Origin of the sequence: Mesotoga sp. UBA5847, assembly GCF_002432735.1 — a bacterium.
Classification (GTDB): Bacteria; Thermotogota; Thermotogae; order Petrotogales; family Kosmotogaceae; genus Mesotoga.
In genome coordinates this window covers 1-19,034 of the sequence record NZ_DJGL01000106.1, presented here as the reverse complement: position 1 = coordinate 19,034, position 19,034 = coordinate 1, and the positions used below count along the sequence as shown (strand labels likewise).

Here is a 19,034-nt window from a genome sequence, read left to right as displayed (position 1 = left end):
GGCCGGGTCGCCCCGGCCAAAGATTTCAACGTATTTACCTCTTCTTTGGTTTTTCGAACTTGCAGACACCAACAGGACACTGCGGAGCATCTACGTGGGCAAGGAATTCCTCCTTGAATCTATCCAGGATAGATCTCAAGGGTACAGGTACCGATTGTCCTAGACCACAGAAAGAAGAGTCTTCCATAGTTTCAGATATGTCATATAGCTGACTGAGCATCTCTGTAGTTCCTCTCCCTTTCGAGAACTCATTCAGAATATGAACAATTACATGAGTTCCTTCTCTACATGGTGAGCACTTTCCGCAAGATTCATGGGCGAAGAACTCCATGAGATTCTTTGCTGTATCTACTGCACAGTGGGTCTCATCAATTGCAAGAATAACACCCGAACCTAGAGATGCACCATACTTTTTGAACGAGTCGAAATCAAGTTCTGCATCCATCTCTTCGGATCTGATAAAAGTACCTGCAGCACCGCCGGTCTGTACCATTTTCAAAGCTCTTCCGTTCGGTATTCCTCCACCGAACTTGTGAACAAGATCTCGAACAGAAGTGCCCATGGGGACTTCAACTATTCCTCTTTTCACCAAATTACCACACAGAGAGAAGACCTTTGTTCCAGGTGATGACTGGGTCCCAATAGATTTGAACCAGCTTGCTCCTTTGTCGACTATCGGAGGAACACACGCAAATGTCTCCACATTATTAACAACTGTCGGCTTATCATATAGTCCGCTTACCGGCGGATAAGGCGGTTTAAGTCTCGGCCTTCCGGATTTACCTTCGATAGACTCTATCAAAGCAGTCTCTTCTCCACAGACATAGGCGCCTGCTCCCAGTCTCACAGATAGATCAAATGAGAATTCAGTTCCGAGTATTGATTGACCGAGAAGGCCATACTCATAGACTTTACTGATTGCATCTCTAAGGCTTGCAACGGATTCGAAATATTCTCCTCTGATGTATATGTAACCCTTGTTGGCGCCCACTGCATAACCTGCAATTGTCATGCCCTCTATTACGGAATGCGGGTCGCCTTCCATTATCAATCTGTCTTTGAACGTTCCTGGCTCACCTTCATCTGCATTGCAGATCACAAATTTCTCCTCTGAATGAACCTTCTGGGTGAATTCCCACTTAAGTCCTGTAGGAAAACCGGCTCCACCTCTTCCTCTTAGGTTGCTCTTCTTTAGTTCTTCAATAACGGCTTCTGGAGTCATTCGTAGGGCTTTGGCAAGACCTTGATAGCCATCACGAGCAATATATTCTTCGATATTCTTTGGATCGATCGAACCTGCGTTTCTGAGGACAATACGTTCTTCTTCAGATGCCTTGCCAGCGTGAACATGTCCGCCACCTTCGAAGTCTGTAACAATCAATTCTCTGACTCTTCGACCCTTCAGAAGGTGCTCAGTAACCATCTTTTCTATGTCAGCTTCAGTCTTGACAGAGTACATAACATTGTCAGGCAGGATCAAGAAGAGAACCCCTCTTCCATAATCTCCAAAAGAGCCTGTTTCAAGCACCTCTACCAAAGAAGTGAGATTGTAGTTCTCGGTCAGGGTGCTTAGGTAGTTCTTGAAGTGTCTTGCACCTAGTAGCAAACTGTTCGAATCAATCGATACGAGGACGGTTATCGGTTTGTTCACAATGACTCACTCCTTTCTCTTGACACTATTTCATCTATGATTTCCGAGACTCTTTCAGGAGTGAGATTGCCATAAGCTTCATCATTTATCATCATTACAGGGGAGACTCCGCATAGTCCCAGGCAACTCGTTTCCTCAAGGGTAAAAAGGCCGTCTTCTGTAGTCTCACCGAAATCTATTTCCAGTCTATATTTTAAAGAGTCAATCACCGCCTGACCGCCTGTAACATGGCATGGAAGGCTCTTGCAAACTCTTATTACATGTTTCCCTCTCTTATGAGTAGCAAACATTGTGTAGAAAGTCAGTACTTCATAAATCCTTGAAAGAGGTGTTCCTGTCACTTCTTTCAGTGCTTCGGCTGCCTCTATTGGTATAAAATTGCCGTAGTGATCCTGAATCGCATGAAGAGTATTAATAAGCACATCGCCCCTTTCAAGACTCTGGCTGCTTACGTCTTCGTAGATTCTCGATACTATCTCATGAACGTCCTCAACAGACATACAAGTTCCTCCCTTCAACCCTCTTCGAAGTAGCAAAAGAGCCCCCGCTCAAGGGGGTTCTTGTAAACCTTTTATGGTGATACCTTGCTAATTGCACCGAATCTACAAACTGCGAGACAACTTCCGCATCGCGTACAGATTTCCGGATCTATTTCGTGAGGTTTCCGTACCGAACCGCTTATTGCGTCAACCGGGCAGACTCTCGCACAGGCTGTACAACCTACACATTTCTCTTTGTCGATTACAACCCTCATCAAAGTCTTGCACTTCTTTGCAGGACATTTTCCTTGTTTGACATGAGCCTCGTATTCGTCCCAGAAATACCGCATCGTTGAAATCACAGGTTGTGGAGCGGTTTGGCCAAGCCCACAAAGTGAAGTCGCCATGATATTCTCGCCAAGATCTTTTAACAGCTGTAGATCGTTCATGGATCCTTCTCCTTCTGTTATCTTTTCGAGAATTTCAAGCATCCTTCTCGTTCCGTCCCGACAAGGTGTGCACTGACCGCAAGACTCCTCAACGGTGAACTCGAGGAAATACTTAGCAACATCTACCATGCAGCTGTCCTCGTCCATAACTATCATCCCGCCCGATCCAATAATCGTGCCGAGTTTCTTCATATTGTCATATGTTATTGGCGTATCTATCAATTCTAATGGAATGCATCCTCCACTAGGACCACCTGTCTGGATCGCCTTAAGCTTCTTTCCTCCGGGAACACCTCCGCCAATCTCATAGATCAATTTCCTTAAAGTAATTCCCATCGGTACTTCCACCAGTCCTGTGTTCTTCACATTTCCGGCCAGAGCGAAGACTTTGGTCCCTCTTGATCCCTCAACACCATACTGGCTAAACCATTCGCCGCCATTTATGATTATCGGGGGGATGTTTGCATATGTCTCGACATTGTTCAAAAGGGTTGGTTTTTCCCACAATCCTTTGCTGGCAGGGAAGGGAGGCTTGACTCTCGGTATACCTCTTCTGCCTTCTATTGAGTTTATAAGAGCCGTCTCTTCTCCACAGACGAACGCACCAGCACCAATTCTGATTTCTAGATCGAATGAGAAGTCAGTTCCGAGAATGCTTTCGCCCAAGAATCCGTATTCCCTTGCTGTCTTCATGGCGTGGGTTAACCTTTCAATTGCAAGTGGATATTCGGCCCTAACATAAACAAAACCCTTCTGGGCCCCAACAACCCTGGCAGCGATGGTCATAGCTTCAACAATTGTATGGGGGTCACCTTCAAGAACGGCTCTGTCCATGAATGCACCAGGATCGCCTTCATCTGCGTTACATATGATGTATTTTGTTTCTCCCTTTGCCTTCTTAGTCAGGTCCCACTTCATCCAAGTGGGGAAGCCTGCTCCTCCTCGTCCCTTCAATTCACTCTTCTTCAGTATTTCAACAACATCATCGGGACCAATCTCAAAAAGAACTTTATGTAGTGCAAAGTAACCGTCCCTTGCAATATACTCATCTATTGAAAGAGGATCAATTACACCTAGATTTCTTGTTGCGATCTTTACCTGTTCAGTGAAGAAAGGAAGCTCTTCCTGAGGCTTTTCCTTCATTTCTCCAGAGTCGCCTTTATATAAAAGCTCTTCGACTACTCTTCCCTTTAGAATATGTTCTTCGACTATTCGGGCTGCACTCTCTGCCGTAATCTTCTGATAAAACACCCCTTCAGGATAGATTACGAGGATCGGCCCGAGGTCACAAGCACCCATGCATCCAGTCTCCACGACCCTAACTACACCATCTAATGAATACTTCTTCAGGGTTTCTTCAAATACACTCTTAACGCTCTTCTCGCCTGCAGAAATGCAAGCCCCTCCGGCACAAATAAGTACCGTGTTTTCAACAACGGGCACCCTTAATCACCTCTTCGTTAAAGTTCTCCTCTTTTCACTATGAGATCTCCGACAACTTTACCACCGACAATGTGTTGCTCAACGATTCTCTTTGCCTGAGCAGGGGTAACATGCCCGTAGATTATCGGCTCAGCTCCTTCCAAGTGAACCTCAATAGTCGGTTCGACATCGCAAAGGCCGAAGCAACCGGACTGCACGACAGAAACATCGTCGACCCCCTTCTCATCGAGTGAATCTACGATGGCCCTAAGTGTATCCTTTGCGCCTGCTGCAATTCCACAGGTACCCATAGCAACTATCACTTTGCCTCTCTTGCCTGAGTCACGCATCTTAAGACCCTTCATCGCGTTCTCTTTGATTTTCATGAGCTCTTCAAGGCTCTTAATCTTTGCCATCACTCGGCCCTCCTATATTTGTCTAGAATCTTTGATACTTCATCAGGGGTGACTCTTCCATAATAGTCGTCTTCACCAACCAGAACTACCGGAGCCATGCTACAGGCGCCGAGACATCTTACGGCATGAATTGAAAAGAGTCCGTCGGAGGTCGGTTCATTCATCTCGACTTTCAGCTCATCGTGGAGCCTCTCAAGTATCTTATCTGCGCCCTTAACATAGCAGGCAGTTCCTAGACAGACCTTTATCTGGTTCTTTCCTTTTGGCTTCATGTTGAAGAAATTATAGAAAGTTACAACTCCATATACCTGACTCAACGGAATATCCAACTTTTCGGATACGTGTTGCTGTAATTCTTCAGATAGATAACCGAAGACTTCCTGCGCCTTGTGAAGTACATTGATGAGAACGCCCGTGTTGCCTTTTACTGAAGCAATATACTCATCAAGTTCATCGTAGAGCTTCTGACAATCCGGGCAATTTACGAGAGACAAATCTTGCACCTCCTTTGAGGAAAGAATGTTATTTATTTCACACATGCATTATAACATGCACCTAGAGAAATGGGCTGATTCCTGTGTTAAAATAACCCATGTCAAAGGAGCTCTATAAGGAGGAGATTAGATGGATCTAGAAGCCTTTGTACGTGACGTTCCAGACTTTCCAAAGGAAGGCGTGGTTTTCAAGGATGTCACTCCATTGTTAAAGGATCCCCTTGCTTTTAGAGAGTGCATTCTGCAGTTGTCAGAAAAAGCAAGAAAGTTCGATTTCAATATAATGGTTGCACCCGAAGCAAGGGGTTTTATTTTTGCCGCTCCTCTTGCTTTTGAAATGGCGAAGGCACTGGTTCCAGTCAGGAAACCCGGAAAGCTCCCTTACAAAACCAGGGAAATCGAGTACGAATTGGAGTACGGCAGAGAAACCCTTCAGATGCATGTGGATGCGATTGGTGATGGAGATAAGGTGCTAATCGTCGACGATATTCTTGCCACGGGGGGGACTATGGAAGCTATCGCTCGCATCATCGAAGACAGTGGAGGAGAAGTCGTCGGAATTCTTTGCCTTGCGGAGTTAGGATTCCTGGAGCCCAGAAAGAAACTGTCTGGCTACAATGTAGAGACAATAATCACTTATTGACGGAGGTTTGAAATGCTCAAATATGACTTCTCGTTTGCGTTCAGGGAAACACTTGAAAGCGGCCTGGCCTTTGATGAGATGACCGAGATTGGGAAGACGTTATCTGCGAATTTCGAGAAGATCTTCCTCCCCCTTCCTGGTTTTCTCAGAATACTTGAAGATGATGAGATCATCGATGAAGTAAAGGCATTGAGATCATGGATTGAGAAGTTCGACAATTTCGTTGTCATCGGGATTGGAGGCTCTGCGTTGGGAAACCAGGCTTTGCATTTTGCACTAAAACCCATCAACTGGAATCTCTATGAAAGAGACAAGCGAGCTGGAAAGGCCAGGGTATTCTTGCTTGATAATGTAGATCCCGATATGATCACGGCGATTCTCGGAGAACTGGATTTAGGAAAAACCGTTTTCAATGTTATCTCCAAGTCTGGAACAACTGCGGAGAGCATGGCAAACTATCTGGTCGTCAGGGGCCTGCTTGAGAAGCTCGATCTTCCTGTGAAAGACCACTTCATATTCACGACGGACAAGGAAAACGGAGTCCTGAGACAAATTGCCGACAGTGAGGGAATTAGAACCTTGACGATTCCAGAGGATGTTGGAGGTCGCTTCAGTGTTTTGACTCCAGTTGGTTTGCTTTCGGCCGCTGCAGAAGGAATAGATATCGATCTCTTATACGAGGGTGCTAGATTCGGAAAAGAGAGGTATTTAAGAGAGGATGTGAAATCGAATCCCGCTGCCGTAAGTGCGTTGATTCACTACGCCTACCTGAAGAAGGGACACAATATATCGGTGATGATGCCGTACTCAAACAGGCTCTATACACTTGCTGATTGGTACAGACAATTGTGGGCCGAATCTCTAGGAAAGAAGTTCGATGTCTCAGGAAGGATTGTCCACTGTGGGCAGACTCCCGTGAAGTCTCTGGGGGCAATTGATCAACATTCTCAAGTACAGCTTTACAGTGAAGGACCAAGGGATAAGATAGTTACTCTAATCAAGGTAGAGGACTTCGGTAATCAGCTTACAATACCATTCATTCATTCCGATATCGAGGCTTTGTCCTATCTGAATGGAGTAGAAGTAGGAGAATTGCTTAATGCGGAACTCAAGGGAACGGCGATCGCTCTTGCGGCAAACGGCGTCCCAAATATCGCGGTCACATTCCCGCAGATTGACGAGGTACATGTTGGCGAATTTATCGTCTCATATGAGATACAGACCGCAATTATGGGGTTTCTTCTTAGAGTGAATCCATATGATCAGCCGGGAGTTGAGCTTGGAAAGAAACTGACTTACGCTTTCATGGGAAGAAAGGGATACGAAGAAGTAAGGGATAGATATGAGGAGAAGACCTCCTGGAGGTTCGAGTTATGAAATCAGAGCTTATGAAAGTTCTCGACGGTTTTTCGGTAGAGGAAGCGTATTATGCTGCCGGAGAGGCAATACCCACTTTTGTTATTGTTTCATTGGAACCTGAGAATCTCTTGCAGAAAATCGGAGAGATGGAAGAGATTGAGGCTGATATTATCGTTATCAGTCCCGAAGAAAGAAAGAAGCTCGAGAGTGCAGACAGTGATATGTCAAGAGTGGTGATGAGTGTTATCGAATCAGGAGAGAAGCTTCTTTGACCGTTATAGGGCTTGCTGGCAAAGCCGGAAGTGGCAAATCCACGATAGCTGAGCGTCTTGAAAAACTTGGTATCGAACGGATCTCCCTTGACGAAATTGGTCACAGTTCTTTGATCGAAGCGAAACAAGAGATAGTTTGCTCATTTGGAAAAAGGATTCTTACCTGTGACGAAGTAGACAGAAAGAAGCTTTCTAGGATTGTATTCCGAGATGGAAGCTTGCTGGACAGACTCAATCAGATAGTACACCCGATTATTAAGAAGAAGGCACTGGAAATTGTTGAGAGAAGCGATTCCGATCTCCTTTTATTTGATGGTGCGCTGATTCATGAAATCGGGCTATCTAGCTATTGTGACAAGATTATCTGGTTTGAGTGCGCAGATGAAGAAGCTGTTCAAAGACTTGTGAACAGAGGAATAAGTGAATCTCAAGCCAAATCAATACTTTCTTCGCAATCATATCTCGATCGCAATAGAGAGTTAGCAAATGTTGTTGTTTCAACGTCTGGCTCCATTGAAGAGACTTTCAGAACAACTATGGAGGTTCTTTTTGAATGGGGCATAATGGTATAATTGGTTTACTTAGACATTTCTTATAAGGAGGTAGGGAAATGCGCAAGAAACTTATTCTAGCTCTGTTAATTGCGTCTTTTTCGGTGTTCACCCTTGCTGCGACTGAGATTGAGTTTTGGCATGCGATGGGTGGTGCTCAGGGAACGACGGTCAACGAAATTGTAGATTCTTTCAACGAAGCCAACCCCGACATTGAGGTGAAAGCGATCTACGTGGGAAATTACAGTGCTTTGCAGCAGAAGCTGCTAGTAAGCGCAGAAAGTAGAACCCTCCCCGCTCTTTCACAGGCATATGGTAATTGGACCGCGAGGTTAATACCACGAGGTGCTGTTCAGGAGTTGAATTCGCTAATTTCCGATCCAGAAGTTGGATTAACCGATGAGGAATGGGCTGCAATCTGGGACCCGTTTAAGAGAATGGTCACATGGGGAGATACTGTCTACGGTCTTCCCTTCAACAAGAGTACATATGTGCTGTACTATAACACAGATCTCTTTGAAGAATACGGATTGGAAGTACCAAAGACCATGGATGATCTTCTCTTTGCCGCGATGATGCTTACTGAAGACAAGAACAACGACGGACAGATTGATCAATATGGCTTCGGGTTCAGAACGACGATCGATCACTTCATGATTTTCTTGAGGGCCAATGGCGGGGAAGCAATTGAAATTAAGCCAGACGGTTCGGTTGATGTCATAATTAACTCGCCTGAAGCTAAAGAGGCGCTTCAATTAATGTACGATATGGCTCACACCTACAAGGTTGCGCTTTTTCAGGGCGGATACCTGGACGCCCCGTTTGGAGATGGCCAAATAGCTATGTTCGTTGAGACGATCGCATCCGCTTCTTATGTTGACTCCGGTTCCAGAGGAAAGCACGGCTGGGCATGGGCTCCAGTTCCTATGTGGAAGGTTCAGGCACCACCGTTCGCTGGAACGGACGTTGTTATGTTCACCGGCATCACACCGGAGCAAAAAGCAGCTGCTTGGAAGTTCATGAAGTATCTCGTTAGCCCGGAAATCCAGGCATATTGGTCCGTAAAAACAGGATACATGCCAGTAACGGAGATCGCTCTGACAACTCCCCAGTGGAAGGCATATGAAGAACAGAACCCAACTGTACTTGTTCCAATCAGTCAGATCCCGTTTGGCTCGGTTGATCCTAATGTTGCACTGTGGGACGATGTAAGGACTGTTCTTGGAACTATGGTAGGAGATGTGATAAACCAGAAGAGGACTGTCGAAGAAGGTCTTGCGTGGGCTGAACAAGAAATCCTGCGAAAAGTGGCTGAACAGTAGATAAATGCACTATCGAAAAAGGAGGCCTTCGGCCTCCTTTTTCAATTGGATTATGTCCAGGAAAACAAGGAGAACAATAGTTTCGGCGCTCAAAGAGGGCAAGAGTTCCGTAGATGCTAGAGAGTGTTGACTTCGCAACCGTGACGCGTGATATCTGATAGGGTAGAATACTTACAGTCCAATGCTCTGTTAGATCTTCCTTATTAAACCTTTAAGAGAGGCGGTACAGTGATGAAGAGCTTTTTCCACGCATTCAACTTCTATGCATTCTCCTTTTCGATACTACTCTACTTGCTTACTTCATCGATAAATACAAAGGCCGCAGAGTGGGGTTTGTCGTACCTAGCGATAGGTCTGATAAATTTCTTGGGCTGCTTATTCTATGTTTTCTCTGCTCTGGTGTTTGGAAGGATGGGTGACAGGACTGGCTTCAAGAGGAATCTCTCTTCTGGAATGATTATTATGGCGATCTCACTCGTATACGGGTTCTTCTGGGCACATCCGATTGATTTGGTCGTATCTGCGATAGGAATGAACATATTCTTCGGCTTTTTCTTTCCATCAATTGAGGGATTGCTTTCAAAGTCAGAAAGAGCAGAAGGAGTCGATCCCGCTGCAACCGTTATTCGTTTCGTTCTTTCCTGGAGTGCCGGAAACATGTTAGGAATGGCGCTCGGTCCTTTCCTTATTCAAAGATATCCAATAGCGGTCTTCGCTTACGGCATACTTCTCAGTCTATTCGGCGCTATTCACATAAGATACCATATGAAGAAGTATGGTGAGTTGCTTCCCGGTCCTTATGATTCTAGACTGAAAGAGTCCTTTGGCAAAATCGACTTGCCCAATATACGAGACTACAGAAGGGTCTATAGGGTCACTTTTCTGCTTGCCGGTGTTATCTATACGAGTGGAATGGCTCTATTTCCCAAGCTAATATCTTCAACGGGGATCCCGCTGGAAAGTGTTGGCTTCCTAACTGTAGGTGCTAACATTGGGGTCTTTCTGTCGTTCATATTCATGAGTTTCTTTCGCTTCTGGGTTGGTAGTCCACGAGTATCTCTATTTATTATGACGGCAGTATTTGTCGCAGCAATTACAACCTTTTTTATGCCCGAAACGGCACTCACGTTCTTTCTGTCGACTCTGTTTTCTGGTGCCACATATGCTGTTCCCTATACGTTTGCGATTTTCTATGGCCTCAATTCGCAGGACGATGATCACGGAAAGCAGGGAGGATTTCACGAGTCGATGGTTGGTGTGATCTTTGGTGTTGGTCCGCTTCTAGGGGGGTATTTTCTTCAAGTGTGGACGAGTCTCAAGAGTATGGGAATCATGGCCTCAGTCCTTATGACGGTGATTATCGTAAGTCAAATGACCTTCATAAAGAGAATTAGCATTAAGCGGTGATTAACTTAATTAACAGTTATTTCTAGCGCATAATGCTCTTAAAACAAACCTCACAAATTTCGCTACTCTTCATTTATTCATGCCATATTCTTTGAGATACACTCGCTAGATGTGATATAGCAGGTATGCAATGATAGTCTATTGATTAAATTATTCTGGTTAAGATCCTGTCCAAACTAGCATTATCCATTTAATTCGGATCATAAGATAATCTTGATGCTGAAAGTGAATAGCTGTTTCTTGGGGGAAGGTCTTGGCCACAAAGTTTTCTCCGGCTCTTTGTCGGAACTTCTGGAAGGAGAAGCATATGGGGTTTTTTTAGCATCTGGGAAGAAACTACGACCTCGTTTTGATAGAGCTGCTGAATCACATAAAGATCATCGCGATAGCGGTACCTATTGCGATTGGAATTGAAGTACCCATTGGGATAATCGTCTCAAGGAATAAGAGGGTTTAGTCGATAGCTCTCTATGGAGCAGGCATCCTAATGACGATTCCCAGTCTAGCTCTCTTCGGTTATATGGTCGTTCTGCTTGCTCCGCTGAAAGCAGGTATTGGTGTCACACCGGCGGTTATTGCCCTTGTGATCTATTCTTTCCTGCCTGTTATAAGGAATACAGTAGTAGCTGTGAATTCAGTTGATCCTCGAATGATAGAGGCGGCCAAAGGAATGGGGATGACGAACAGGCAGATACTGTGGAAGGTAGAAATGCCGGTGGCAGTTCCAACGATGCTCTCAGGGATCAGAAGTTCTGCAACGATAAATATCGGTACTGCTGCTATTGCCGCGTCAATTGGCGCAGGTGGCCTTGGGGAGATCATCTTCACGGGACTTCGCATGACAAGAGGCCCAATGATAATTGCCGGAGCCATACCAGTAACCTTACTGGCTGTGGCTGTTGATATAATCCTTGGCCTTTCGGAAAAAGCACTGACTTCGAAAGGCCTCAGAACATAATGAACACGGAGGTGTCTAAATTGAAAAGACTGCTAATAGTAGCACTATTAATTGTAGTCGTGACAACTCTATCGTTTGGTCAGACAAGACTGAATGTTGGAGCAAAGAACTTCACAGAACAGTACATCGTCAGTAGCATGATATCACAGCTTCTTAGAGATGCTGGGTTCAGGGTGACTGAGAGTTTTGGAATGAGTTCGTTCGTTGCAAGAAGTGCACTCGAAACCGGGCAGATCGATCTATATGCTGACTACACTGGAACAGCCTGGCCCACATATCTAGGGCATGAAAAGATGATTAGAGATCCTTTGGCTCTGTAGGAAGCCGTGAAGGCGGAAGATCTCGAAAATGGAATCGTATGGCTTGACATGGCTGATTTCAATAATACATATGCGTTAGCTGTGAGAAGAGATTTCGCTGCTGAGCATGGACTGCAGACTTTTGAAGATCTCGCTGAACTAACTAACGATGACCCTGATCTTCTCTTTGGAATCGTGTACGAATTTCTTGAAAGAGATGATGGGTTCTGGCCTATGAGTGAGACTTACGAGTTTTCTGTCGAGAAGAGGCAGGTTAAGACAATGGAGATCGGGCTGACTTATGAGGCACTTGATAAAAAGCAGATCGACATCGCCATGGTCTTCTCTACTGACGGAAAGTTGGAAAAGTACAACTTGCTTGTACTTGAAGACACTAAGAATTTCTTCCCGTCATATAATCTTGCCGTAACCGTACGTAAGGAAGTTCTTGAAAGCCATCCTGAGATTGAGGAGATCTTAAGGCCAATATTTGTCTATCTTACAGAACCAATAATGATCAGGCTGAATTACCTGGTGGACGCAGGAGGTTACGAGCCAGATGAAGTTGCCGAAGGGTTCCTAAAGGGATTAGGCTTAATAGATTAAGTTAGCAAATGTTAAGTTTTAGGGCCGCCTCATGGCGGCTCTGTTTTTTTTCCAACATCCTCAGAATTGAAGTCACTATTCTTCTCAACTTTTCTGAACAGAAGTCGCAGTGGAAAGAGACCTTCAACATTAGAAAGGTAGCTAAACACCCCGATTCACTGGCTATGATATAATCATTCGAATATGCTTTCAGGAAGGGAGGAAACAAAGTGTCAGAGAAGTATGTGTACTATTTTGGAAAGTTGAAAGCCGAAGGCGACGCGAAAATGAAAAACCTTCTCGGCGGAAAAGGAGCCAATCTATCTGAGATGGTTAAGATAGGGATACCTGTTCCCCCGGGTTTCACTATTTCTACCGAGGTATGCAAGTATTACTACGATCACGGGAAGACATATCCGGTTACTTTGGAAAAGGATGTCCAGGAAGCCGTAAAGCTACTGGAGGAGGAAACAGGAAAAGGATTCGGATCTGCAGAGAGACCTTTACTTGTCTCTGTAAGGTCTGGCGCGGCGATTTCAATGCCCGGCATGATGGATACTATCCTCAATCTTGGTCTTAACGACGAAACGGTTAACGGCATGATCAAGGAATCGGGCAATCCCAGGTTCTGTTATGACGCTTACAGGAGATTTCTTCAGATGTTTGGCGATGTTGTGCTGAAGATAGAGCACTCCGAGTTCGAAAATGCGCTGGCTTCTGTGAAAAGGGAAAAGAGAGTTAAGCTTGATACAGACTTGGATGCAGAAAACATGAAAGACGTTGTAGAGAGGTATCTTGAGGTCTACAAGAGGGCCGGCAAAGAGTTCCCTCAGGATCCATGGAAGCAGCTATGGATGGCGATTGATGCAGTATTTGGAAGTTGGATGAACGAGAGAGCAATAAAGTACCGGGCCCTCAATGGCGTGAAAGAGGGAGAACTTCTTGGAACTGCGGTTAACATTGTGGCAATGGTTTTTGGCAACACGGGAGAAGATAGTGGAACGGGAGTCGCATTCACGAGAGATCCTAATACCGGCGAGAAGCAATTCTATGGAGAGTATTTGCCGAACGCTCAAGGAGAGGACGTTGTTGCCGGAACGCGTACGCCATTCCCTCTAACAAAACTTCAAGATATTAATCCTGAAGTTTATGACCAGCTCCTGGAAATATTTACTAAACTGGAGAACCACTATAGAGACATGCAAGATATCGAGTTCACCGTTGAGCACGGAACTCTTTATCTGCTTCAGACCAGAAATGGGAAACGGACACCATATGCGAGCGTGAAGATCGCAGTTGATCTGGCAGAAGAGGGAAGGATTTCAAAGGAAGAAGCGATCATGAGAGTTACACCTGAGCATATCGAGACGCTCCTCCACCCATATTTCACGAAGGAGACTATGGAGAGCGCAGAAGTTCTAGCCAAAGGTATCGCAGCATCGCCCGGAGCGGCAGCAGGTATAGTTGCATTCGATCCCGATACTGCTGAAAGACTTGTGAGAGAAGAGGGTAAGACTGTGATCCTTGTGAGGCCGGAGACTTCTCCGGAAGACATAGCCGGAATGGCTGCTGCTCAAGGAATCCTCACCTCGACTGGTGGAAAGACTTCACATGCTGCGGTTGTAGCCAGAGGAATGGGAAAGACCTGCATTGTGGGCTGTGAAGCCGTTGAAGTAGATCAGAAAACCAGAGTAATGAAAGTTAACGGGAAGACAATAAGAGAAGGAGAATGGATAAGCATTGATGGGACCACTGGAGAGGTTTTCATGGGAAAGCTGGATTCAGTTAAGCCTCAGGGTTTGGAAGGTCCGCTAGCAAAGCTTCTTGGATGGGCCGATGAGATCAGGAAGCTCGGAATTAGAACTAACGCAGATACTCCTAAGGATTCACAGGTAGCCAGGGAATTCGGAGCGGAAGGAATTGGACTCACAAGGACGGAACACATGTTCTTCCAGGAGGATAGGATTTTTGCTGTGAGACAGATGATTACATCAAATACCAAAGAGCAGAGAGAGAAGTCTCTTGCGAAGCTTCTCCCTATGCAGGAAGATGATTTCTACGGTATTTTCATGGCCATGGAAGGACTCCCCGTTACGATCAGACTTCTTGATCCGCCACTTCACGAATTCCTTCCAAAAGAAGAAGAGGATATAAAAGAGTTAGCCGAAGAGATGGGTATGACATATCAGGAACTAAAGGAGACAATCGAAGATCTTCATGAGTTCAATCCGATGATGGGATTCAGGGGATGCAGGTTGGCTGTAGTTTATCCCGAGATTGCTGAAATGCAGACCAAAGCGATAATTGGAGCTGCGTTGAGGTTGGTTGAAGAAGGAAAATCAGTGATTCCCGAGATAATGATTCCTCTGATCGTTGAGCTGAAGGAGCTTAAGTACGTGAAATCGATCATTGTGAATGCGGCTAATGAGATTATTTCCAAGTCAGGGCTGAATCTTGAATACAAAGTGGGTACAATGATTGAGGTTCCGAGAGCGGCACTGACTGCAGACGAAATTGCCAAGGAAGCAGAGTTCTTTAGCTTCGGAACCAATGATCTAACTCAGATGACATACGGATTCAGTAGAGACGATTACGGCAAATACGTTGGACATTACATGGAAAAGGGGATTCTGGAGAACGATCCATTTCAGAAGCTCGACAGATTTGGAGTAGGTCAGCTTGTGAAGATGGGAACTGAGAGAGGACGCTCAGTTAGGCCGGATCTGAAGGTCGGAATATGCGGCGAACACGGTGGAGAGCCTTCATCTATTGAATTCTGTCATATTGTAGGTCTTAACTATGTTAGCTGTTCACCTTACAGAGTTCCAGTTGCTCGACTTGCAGCAGCTCAGGCAGTAGTAAAGAATCGTTAGGGATTATTCAGACCGTGCCTGAGGGCACGGTCTTTACTATTTTGGAGGTTTGCCTATCATGACGGCGTTAATCTCGGGATATCTATCACAGACAGGATTCGCTACGGTAAGCTGGGAAAACTGGGTTATGTTTGTAATCGCGGGAATTCTAATCTATCTGGCGGTTGCAAAGGATGCCGAACCACTTCTTCTTGTTCCAATTGCCTTTGGCATGGTTATTGCAAACATCCCTCCGGAAGTAACCGGTGTCTTCACTCCCGGAACCGGGATCATGTGGATTTTGCAGCAGGGATTGATGCTGGGGATCTATCCACCTTTGATATTTCTTGGCATTGGCGCTGTTACCGACTTCTCTTTCGTGCTGGCAAACCCTAAGACTCTCTTTTTGGGTGCTGCTGCACAGATAGGGATTTTTTTAACTTTTCTTGCAGCGAATTTTCTGGGTTTTTCCCTTTCGGATGCGGCATCCATAGCGATAATTGGTGGTGCGGACGGACCAACCTCAATCTATGTTGCAAGCATTATGGAATCACAGTTTCTTCCAATAATCGCGATCGCTTCCTACTCTTATATAGCTCTTATACCAGTTCTTCAGCCACCGATAATGAGACTATTTACTACTCGTAAAGAACGGGCAATAACAATGGGAAAGAAGCTTAGAAAGGTTTCGAAGCTAGAGAGAATTGTCTTCCCGGTAGTCGCGACTATTGGGATCTCTCTTATTGTTCCTCAGGCGCTCCCTCTGGTAGGAATGTTGATGCTCGGTAATCTTCTTAGGGAAAACGGAAGAACAAAGAGACTGGTTGAAGCTTCGGGCAAATACATCTCCGATACTGTGATCATTTTGCTTTGTGTTTCAGTAGGAGCAAAGGCTGATGGCAAGATATTTCTAACACTGGAGAGTATAATGATTTTGGGGTTGGGTTGTGCAGCCTTCGTTGTTGCAACTGTTTCGGGGATTCTCTTCGCGAAGTTTATGAATCTGTTCTGTAAGAGCAAGGTAAATCCTTTGATCGGTGCCGCCGGGGTCTCGGCAGTTCCAACTGCTGCAAGAGTTGCTCAGAAGGTTGCTTCGGAGGAGGATCCGACGAACTTCGTCCTGATGCACGCTATGGGTCCGAATATCGCAGGAGTCATCGGATCGGCGGTTGCTGCGGGTGTATTCCTTTCAATAATATGATTTGGTGCGGGAGGATGTCATGGCTGTGAAGAAGCAATATCAGGTGAATATCAATCATACTCTGTGTAAGCGATGTGGGATTTGTTATTGGATATGTCCCACCAAGACAATCACAAAGGGAGAGCTTGGCAGGCCGCAGATCATTGACCAAAAAACCTGCATTGGTTGTTTAATGTGCGAAAACGCCTGTCCGGATTTCGCGATTGATGTTAAGGAATTGGAGGCGGTGAAAGAAGATGCGTGAGTTCGTTCTGCTTCAAGGAGATGAAGCATGTGCGCTTGGGGCTATAAAAGCTGGGTGCAAATTCTTTGCAGGTTATCCTATTACGCCCGCGACCGAAATTGCGGAGACTATGGCTAGGGAGCTTCCGAAGATTGGAGGAACGTTCATTCAGATGGAGGATGAGATAGCAAGCGCCGCTGCGATAATAGGGGCGTCACTTGCCGGCGAGAAATCAATGACTGCAACGAGTGGTCCGGGCTTCTCCCTAATGCAAGAAGCGATTGGGTATGCAGCCATGACTGAGACACCTACAGTCATAGTCAACGTTCAGCGGGGTGGCCCGTCTACCGGCATGCCCACGAAGACGGCACAAGGAGATATAATGCAGGCGAGATGGGGCACTCACGGCGACCACCAGATCATCGCAATATATCCTTCGAATGTTGAAGAAGTATACAAATATATAATTACGGCTTTCAACTATGCTGAGTTATACAGAACACCTGTGATTTTCTTGATGGACGAAATCCTAGGTCATATGCGTGAGAGTGTATATTTGCCACACGATTCTGAAATCATGGAAGTACAGAGGGTCGGTGAAATGGAAATGGCTGACGATGATATATTCCACCCCTTCGAAGGCGATGACCAGATGATGGCAACTCCACTTGTTAAGATGGGGAAGTCAAGGTTTCATGTTTCCGGTCTAGTGCACGACGAGTCTGGTTTTCCAATAGGTTCGCCATCTGATTCTTCGCGACTCCTGAGGAGGTTAGACAATAAGATAAGATTGCATAGCGATGAGATAGTTATGTACGACGAATACATGACTGAGGATGCAGAGATACTTGTACTCGCTTACGGTTCAGTTGCCAGAAGTGCAATAAATGCTGTAAAGATGGCGAGGGAGGATAAGATCAATGTAGGTCTCTTTAAACCAGTGACTATCTGGCCATTCCCGAGTACAAGACTGAGGCAGCTTCTAAAGAGAGTAAGTGCCGTCATTGTTGCAGAGATGAACCTTGGACAAATTCTTTATGAAGTGTCTAGATTGAACAAGCGCGGTGCAAAGATTGAGCACTTAAGCAAAGTTGATGGAGAGCTTATCACTCCGCAAGAAGTCCTTGATGCTATATCAAGGGTTAAGTCGGAAATAATGGATCTGTAGAATGAACGTCTTTGTCGATTCTTTCTTCTTTTTGCGAACAGTATGTTAAAACTTTTGCTAATTCAGCGGCCTCTGTGGTAGAATAACAGCGAAATTACCTGCAAAAGGAGGAAATCTCAATGGAAATCCTGAAGGTCAGTTCTAAATCTAATCCTAACAAGGTTGCAGGTGCCATAGCCGGGGTCATCTCAAAGAACGAGCAAGTAGAACTTCAGGCCATTGGCGCTGGTGCTGTGAATCAAGCTGTGAAGGCAGTAGCCATCGCTTCTAGATTCCTCAGAGAACAGGGTACTAAGGTGTCCATGGTCCCTGGATTTGTGGAGATTCAGATTGGCGAAGAGATGCGAACGGGGATCACCATTAAGATTATTTCGGAGAAAGACGAAGAAAAGTAATGAGGGTTCTGTAATCTCATAAGTCGGGGGGAGGTCGTTGATCTCTTCCTTTTTTGTTGGAAGACTACGAGATAGTTGCTGGTTAGCTGAATGAGGAGGTATTAGATGCTTACAGTAAGTGATATGCTGGGTATAGCCCTCAAGATCGAAAGTGCAGGTTATTCATACTATCAGAAGCTTAGTGAGAGAACTTCTGGGGAAGTAAGAGATCTTTTCTCAAGACTTTCGGTGCAGGAAAGGGAGCACGCAGAAATATTCAGAGATATTCTGAAGAATGTGGAAAACGAACCAACAGCCCAGGATTGGGACGACAATGTGGGTTATTTGAAGTCTTATGCAGAGATATCCATTTTCCCTCGAATTGAATCGTCAGAGGTCCCTCAGAATATGAGCAAAGCTATCAGTGGTGCAATGGAAGTGGAAAAGGACAGCATTATATTCTATTCAGATCTCGCTTCCTTTATACCCAACAGTAAGGAGCTCAAAGAGATAATTGAGGAAGAACGAAGGCATCTCCATGATCTAGTGAAGCTTTACGGTTCATTATAGAGACTGTTAAGGGAATGGGCTCCCAAACGGTGAAAGTGCCAAGGATCTCTAAGAGCGAGTCTCTATACTGGGTGAATGAATGTGGTTTCCGCAGTTAAGTATCTTTGTGGAGGACATCAAGAGAAAGTATTTGATTGACCCGTCGCAATGCATCAAAATAGAATCTATTCAAAATCGAATTGAAGGAGATTAAGAACACCTCCCTTTGAGTTAGATTTAGACTTCATTATCTGTATATCAACGAGTAATTCCTGAGAATGTGCTATATTACTCTTGAGTATATATAAATCTAGGGCTTCGTGAACCTTGCGAAGCTCATCTTTTTTTGTGTAGTCAATC

At 45.2% G+C, this 19,034-nt stretch carries 18 protein-coding genes and 1 pseudogene; 14 read left to right on the top strand and 5 right to left on the bottom strand.

Translation table 11 applies throughout. The features are described from left to right. Positions 1–34: 34 nt before the first annotated feature. From nuoF to B3K91_RS13195, 5 genes are all read right to left on the bottom strand, one after another. Complete coding sequence (nuoF, locus tag B3K91_RS13215; RefSeq protein WP_214061114.1) at positions 35–1,651, bottom strand: NADH-quinone oxidoreductase subunit NuoF; 1,617 nt, start codon at positions 1,649–1,651, stop codon at positions 35–37. Next, the gene (locus B3K91_RS13210) at positions 1,648–2,151 is read right to left on the bottom strand and encodes a complex I 24 kDa subunit family protein (RefSeq protein ID WP_214061113.1); all 504 of its coding nucleotides are present in this window, start codon (positions 2,149–2,151) and stop codon (positions 1,648–1,650) included. The genes nuoF and B3K91_RS13210 overlap by 4 nt, the downstream gene beginning before the upstream one ends. A 71-nt stretch (positions 2,152–2,222) precedes the next feature. Next, complete coding sequence (locus B3K91_RS13205; RefSeq protein ID WP_214061112.1) at positions 2,223–4,022, bottom strand: NADH-quinone oxidoreductase subunit NuoF; 1,800 nt, start codon at positions 4,020–4,022, stop codon at positions 2,223–2,225. 17 nt (positions 4,023–4,039) lie between these two features. After that, on the bottom strand, positions 4,040–4,417 hold the full coding sequence (locus tag B3K91_RS13200) for a (2Fe-2S) ferredoxin domain-containing protein (RefSeq protein WP_099830576.1): 378 nt from the start codon (positions 4,415–4,417) through the stop codon (positions 4,040–4,042). Next, positions 4,417–4,911, bottom strand: a complete 495-nt coding sequence (locus B3K91_RS13195) for a complex I 24 kDa subunit family protein (protein ID WP_099830577.1) — start codon at positions 4,909–4,911, stop codon at positions 4,417–4,419. The genes B3K91_RS13200 and B3K91_RS13195 overlap by 1 nt, the downstream gene beginning before the upstream one ends. Positions 4,912–5,041: 130 nt before the next feature. On the opposite strand from B3K91_RS13195, the gene B3K91_RS13190 reads away from it, so the two are divergent. The 14 genes and pseudogenes from B3K91_RS13190 (at position 5,042) to B3K91_RS13125 (ending at position 18,695) form a co-directional block, all read left to right on the top strand. After that, a complete protein-coding gene (locus B3K91_RS13190; RefSeq protein ID WP_214060622.1) occupies positions 5,042–5,554 on the top strand; it encodes an adenine phosphoribosyltransferase in 513 nt (170 codons plus the stop codon). A gap of 12 nt (positions 5,555–5,566) precedes the next feature. Continuing rightward, positions 5,567–6,931, top strand: coding sequence for a glucose-6-phosphate isomerase (locus B3K91_RS13185; protein WP_214060623.1), 1,365 nt, complete (start codon positions 5,567–5,569; stop codon positions 6,929–6,931). Beyond that, entirely contained in the window at positions 6,928–7,185 is a 258-nt protein-coding gene (locus B3K91_RS13180) for a hypothetical protein (RefSeq protein ID WP_214078408.1), read from the top strand. The genes B3K91_RS13185 and B3K91_RS13180 overlap by 4 nt, the downstream gene beginning before the upstream one ends. Further along, the gene (gene coaE, locus B3K91_RS13175; protein ID WP_214060625.1) at positions 7,182–7,757 is read left to right on the top strand and encodes a dephospho-CoA kinase; all 576 of its coding nucleotides are present in this window, start codon (positions 7,182–7,184) and stop codon (positions 7,755–7,757) included. Before B3K91_RS13180 ends, coaE begins: the two co-directional genes overlap by 4 nt. 38 nt (positions 7,758–7,795) lie before the next feature. After that, positions 7,796–9,058, top strand: coding sequence for an ABC transporter substrate-binding protein (locus tag B3K91_RS13170; RefSeq protein ID WP_214078407.1), 1,263 nt, complete (start codon positions 7,796–7,798; stop codon positions 9,056–9,058). A 231-nt stretch (positions 9,059–9,289) separates the two neighbouring features. Then, positions 9,290–10,465, top strand: a complete 1,176-nt coding sequence (locus tag B3K91_RS13165) for an MFS transporter (protein WP_214078406.1) — start codon at positions 9,290–9,292, stop codon at positions 10,463–10,465. 487 nt (positions 10,466–10,952) lie between these two features. Further along, positions 10,953–11,423, top strand: coding sequence for an ABC transporter permease (locus tag B3K91_RS13160; RefSeq protein ID WP_292592201.1), 471 nt, complete (start codon positions 10,953–10,955; stop codon positions 11,421–11,423). After that, positions 11,423–12,328: pseudogene (locus tag B3K91_RS13155) on the top strand (glycine betaine ABC transporter substrate-binding protein). The gene B3K91_RS13160 and the pseudogene B3K91_RS13155 overlap by 1 nt, the downstream one beginning before the upstream one ends. A gap of 209 nt (positions 12,329–12,537) precedes the next feature. Beyond that, on the top strand, positions 12,538–15,180 hold the full coding sequence (gene ppdK / locus B3K91_RS13150) for a pyruvate, phosphate dikinase (RefSeq protein ID WP_214060155.1): 2,643 nt from the start codon (positions 12,538–12,540) through the stop codon (positions 15,178–15,180). 58 nt (positions 15,181–15,238) lie between these two features. Further along, on the top strand, positions 15,239–16,360 hold the full coding sequence (locus B3K91_RS13145) for a sodium ion-translocating decarboxylase subunit beta (protein ID WP_214078405.1): 1,122 nt from the start codon (positions 15,239–15,241) through the stop codon (positions 16,358–16,360). A 19-nt stretch (positions 16,361–16,379) separates the two neighbouring features. Beyond that, positions 16,380–16,604, top strand: coding sequence for a 4Fe-4S dicluster domain-containing protein (locus B3K91_RS13140; protein WP_214060153.1), 225 nt, complete (start codon positions 16,380–16,382; stop codon positions 16,602–16,604). Continuing rightward, positions 16,597–17,751: a 2-oxoacid:acceptor oxidoreductase subunit alpha gene (locus B3K91_RS13135; protein ID WP_214060152.1), complete on the top strand. Its 1,155-nt coding sequence runs from the start codon at positions 16,597–16,599 to the stop codon at positions 17,749–17,751. Before B3K91_RS13140 ends, B3K91_RS13135 begins: the two co-directional genes overlap by 8 nt. 119 nt (positions 17,752–17,870) lie before the next feature. Further along, entirely contained in the window at positions 17,871–18,146 is a 276-nt protein-coding gene (locus tag B3K91_RS13130) for a stage V sporulation protein S (protein ID WP_214060151.1), read from the top strand. Between the two features lie 105 nt (positions 18,147–18,251). Then, entirely contained in the window at positions 18,252–18,695 is a 444-nt protein-coding gene (locus B3K91_RS13125; protein WP_099830592.1) for a ferritin family protein, read from the top strand. Positions 18,696–19,034 lie beyond the last annotated feature (339 nt).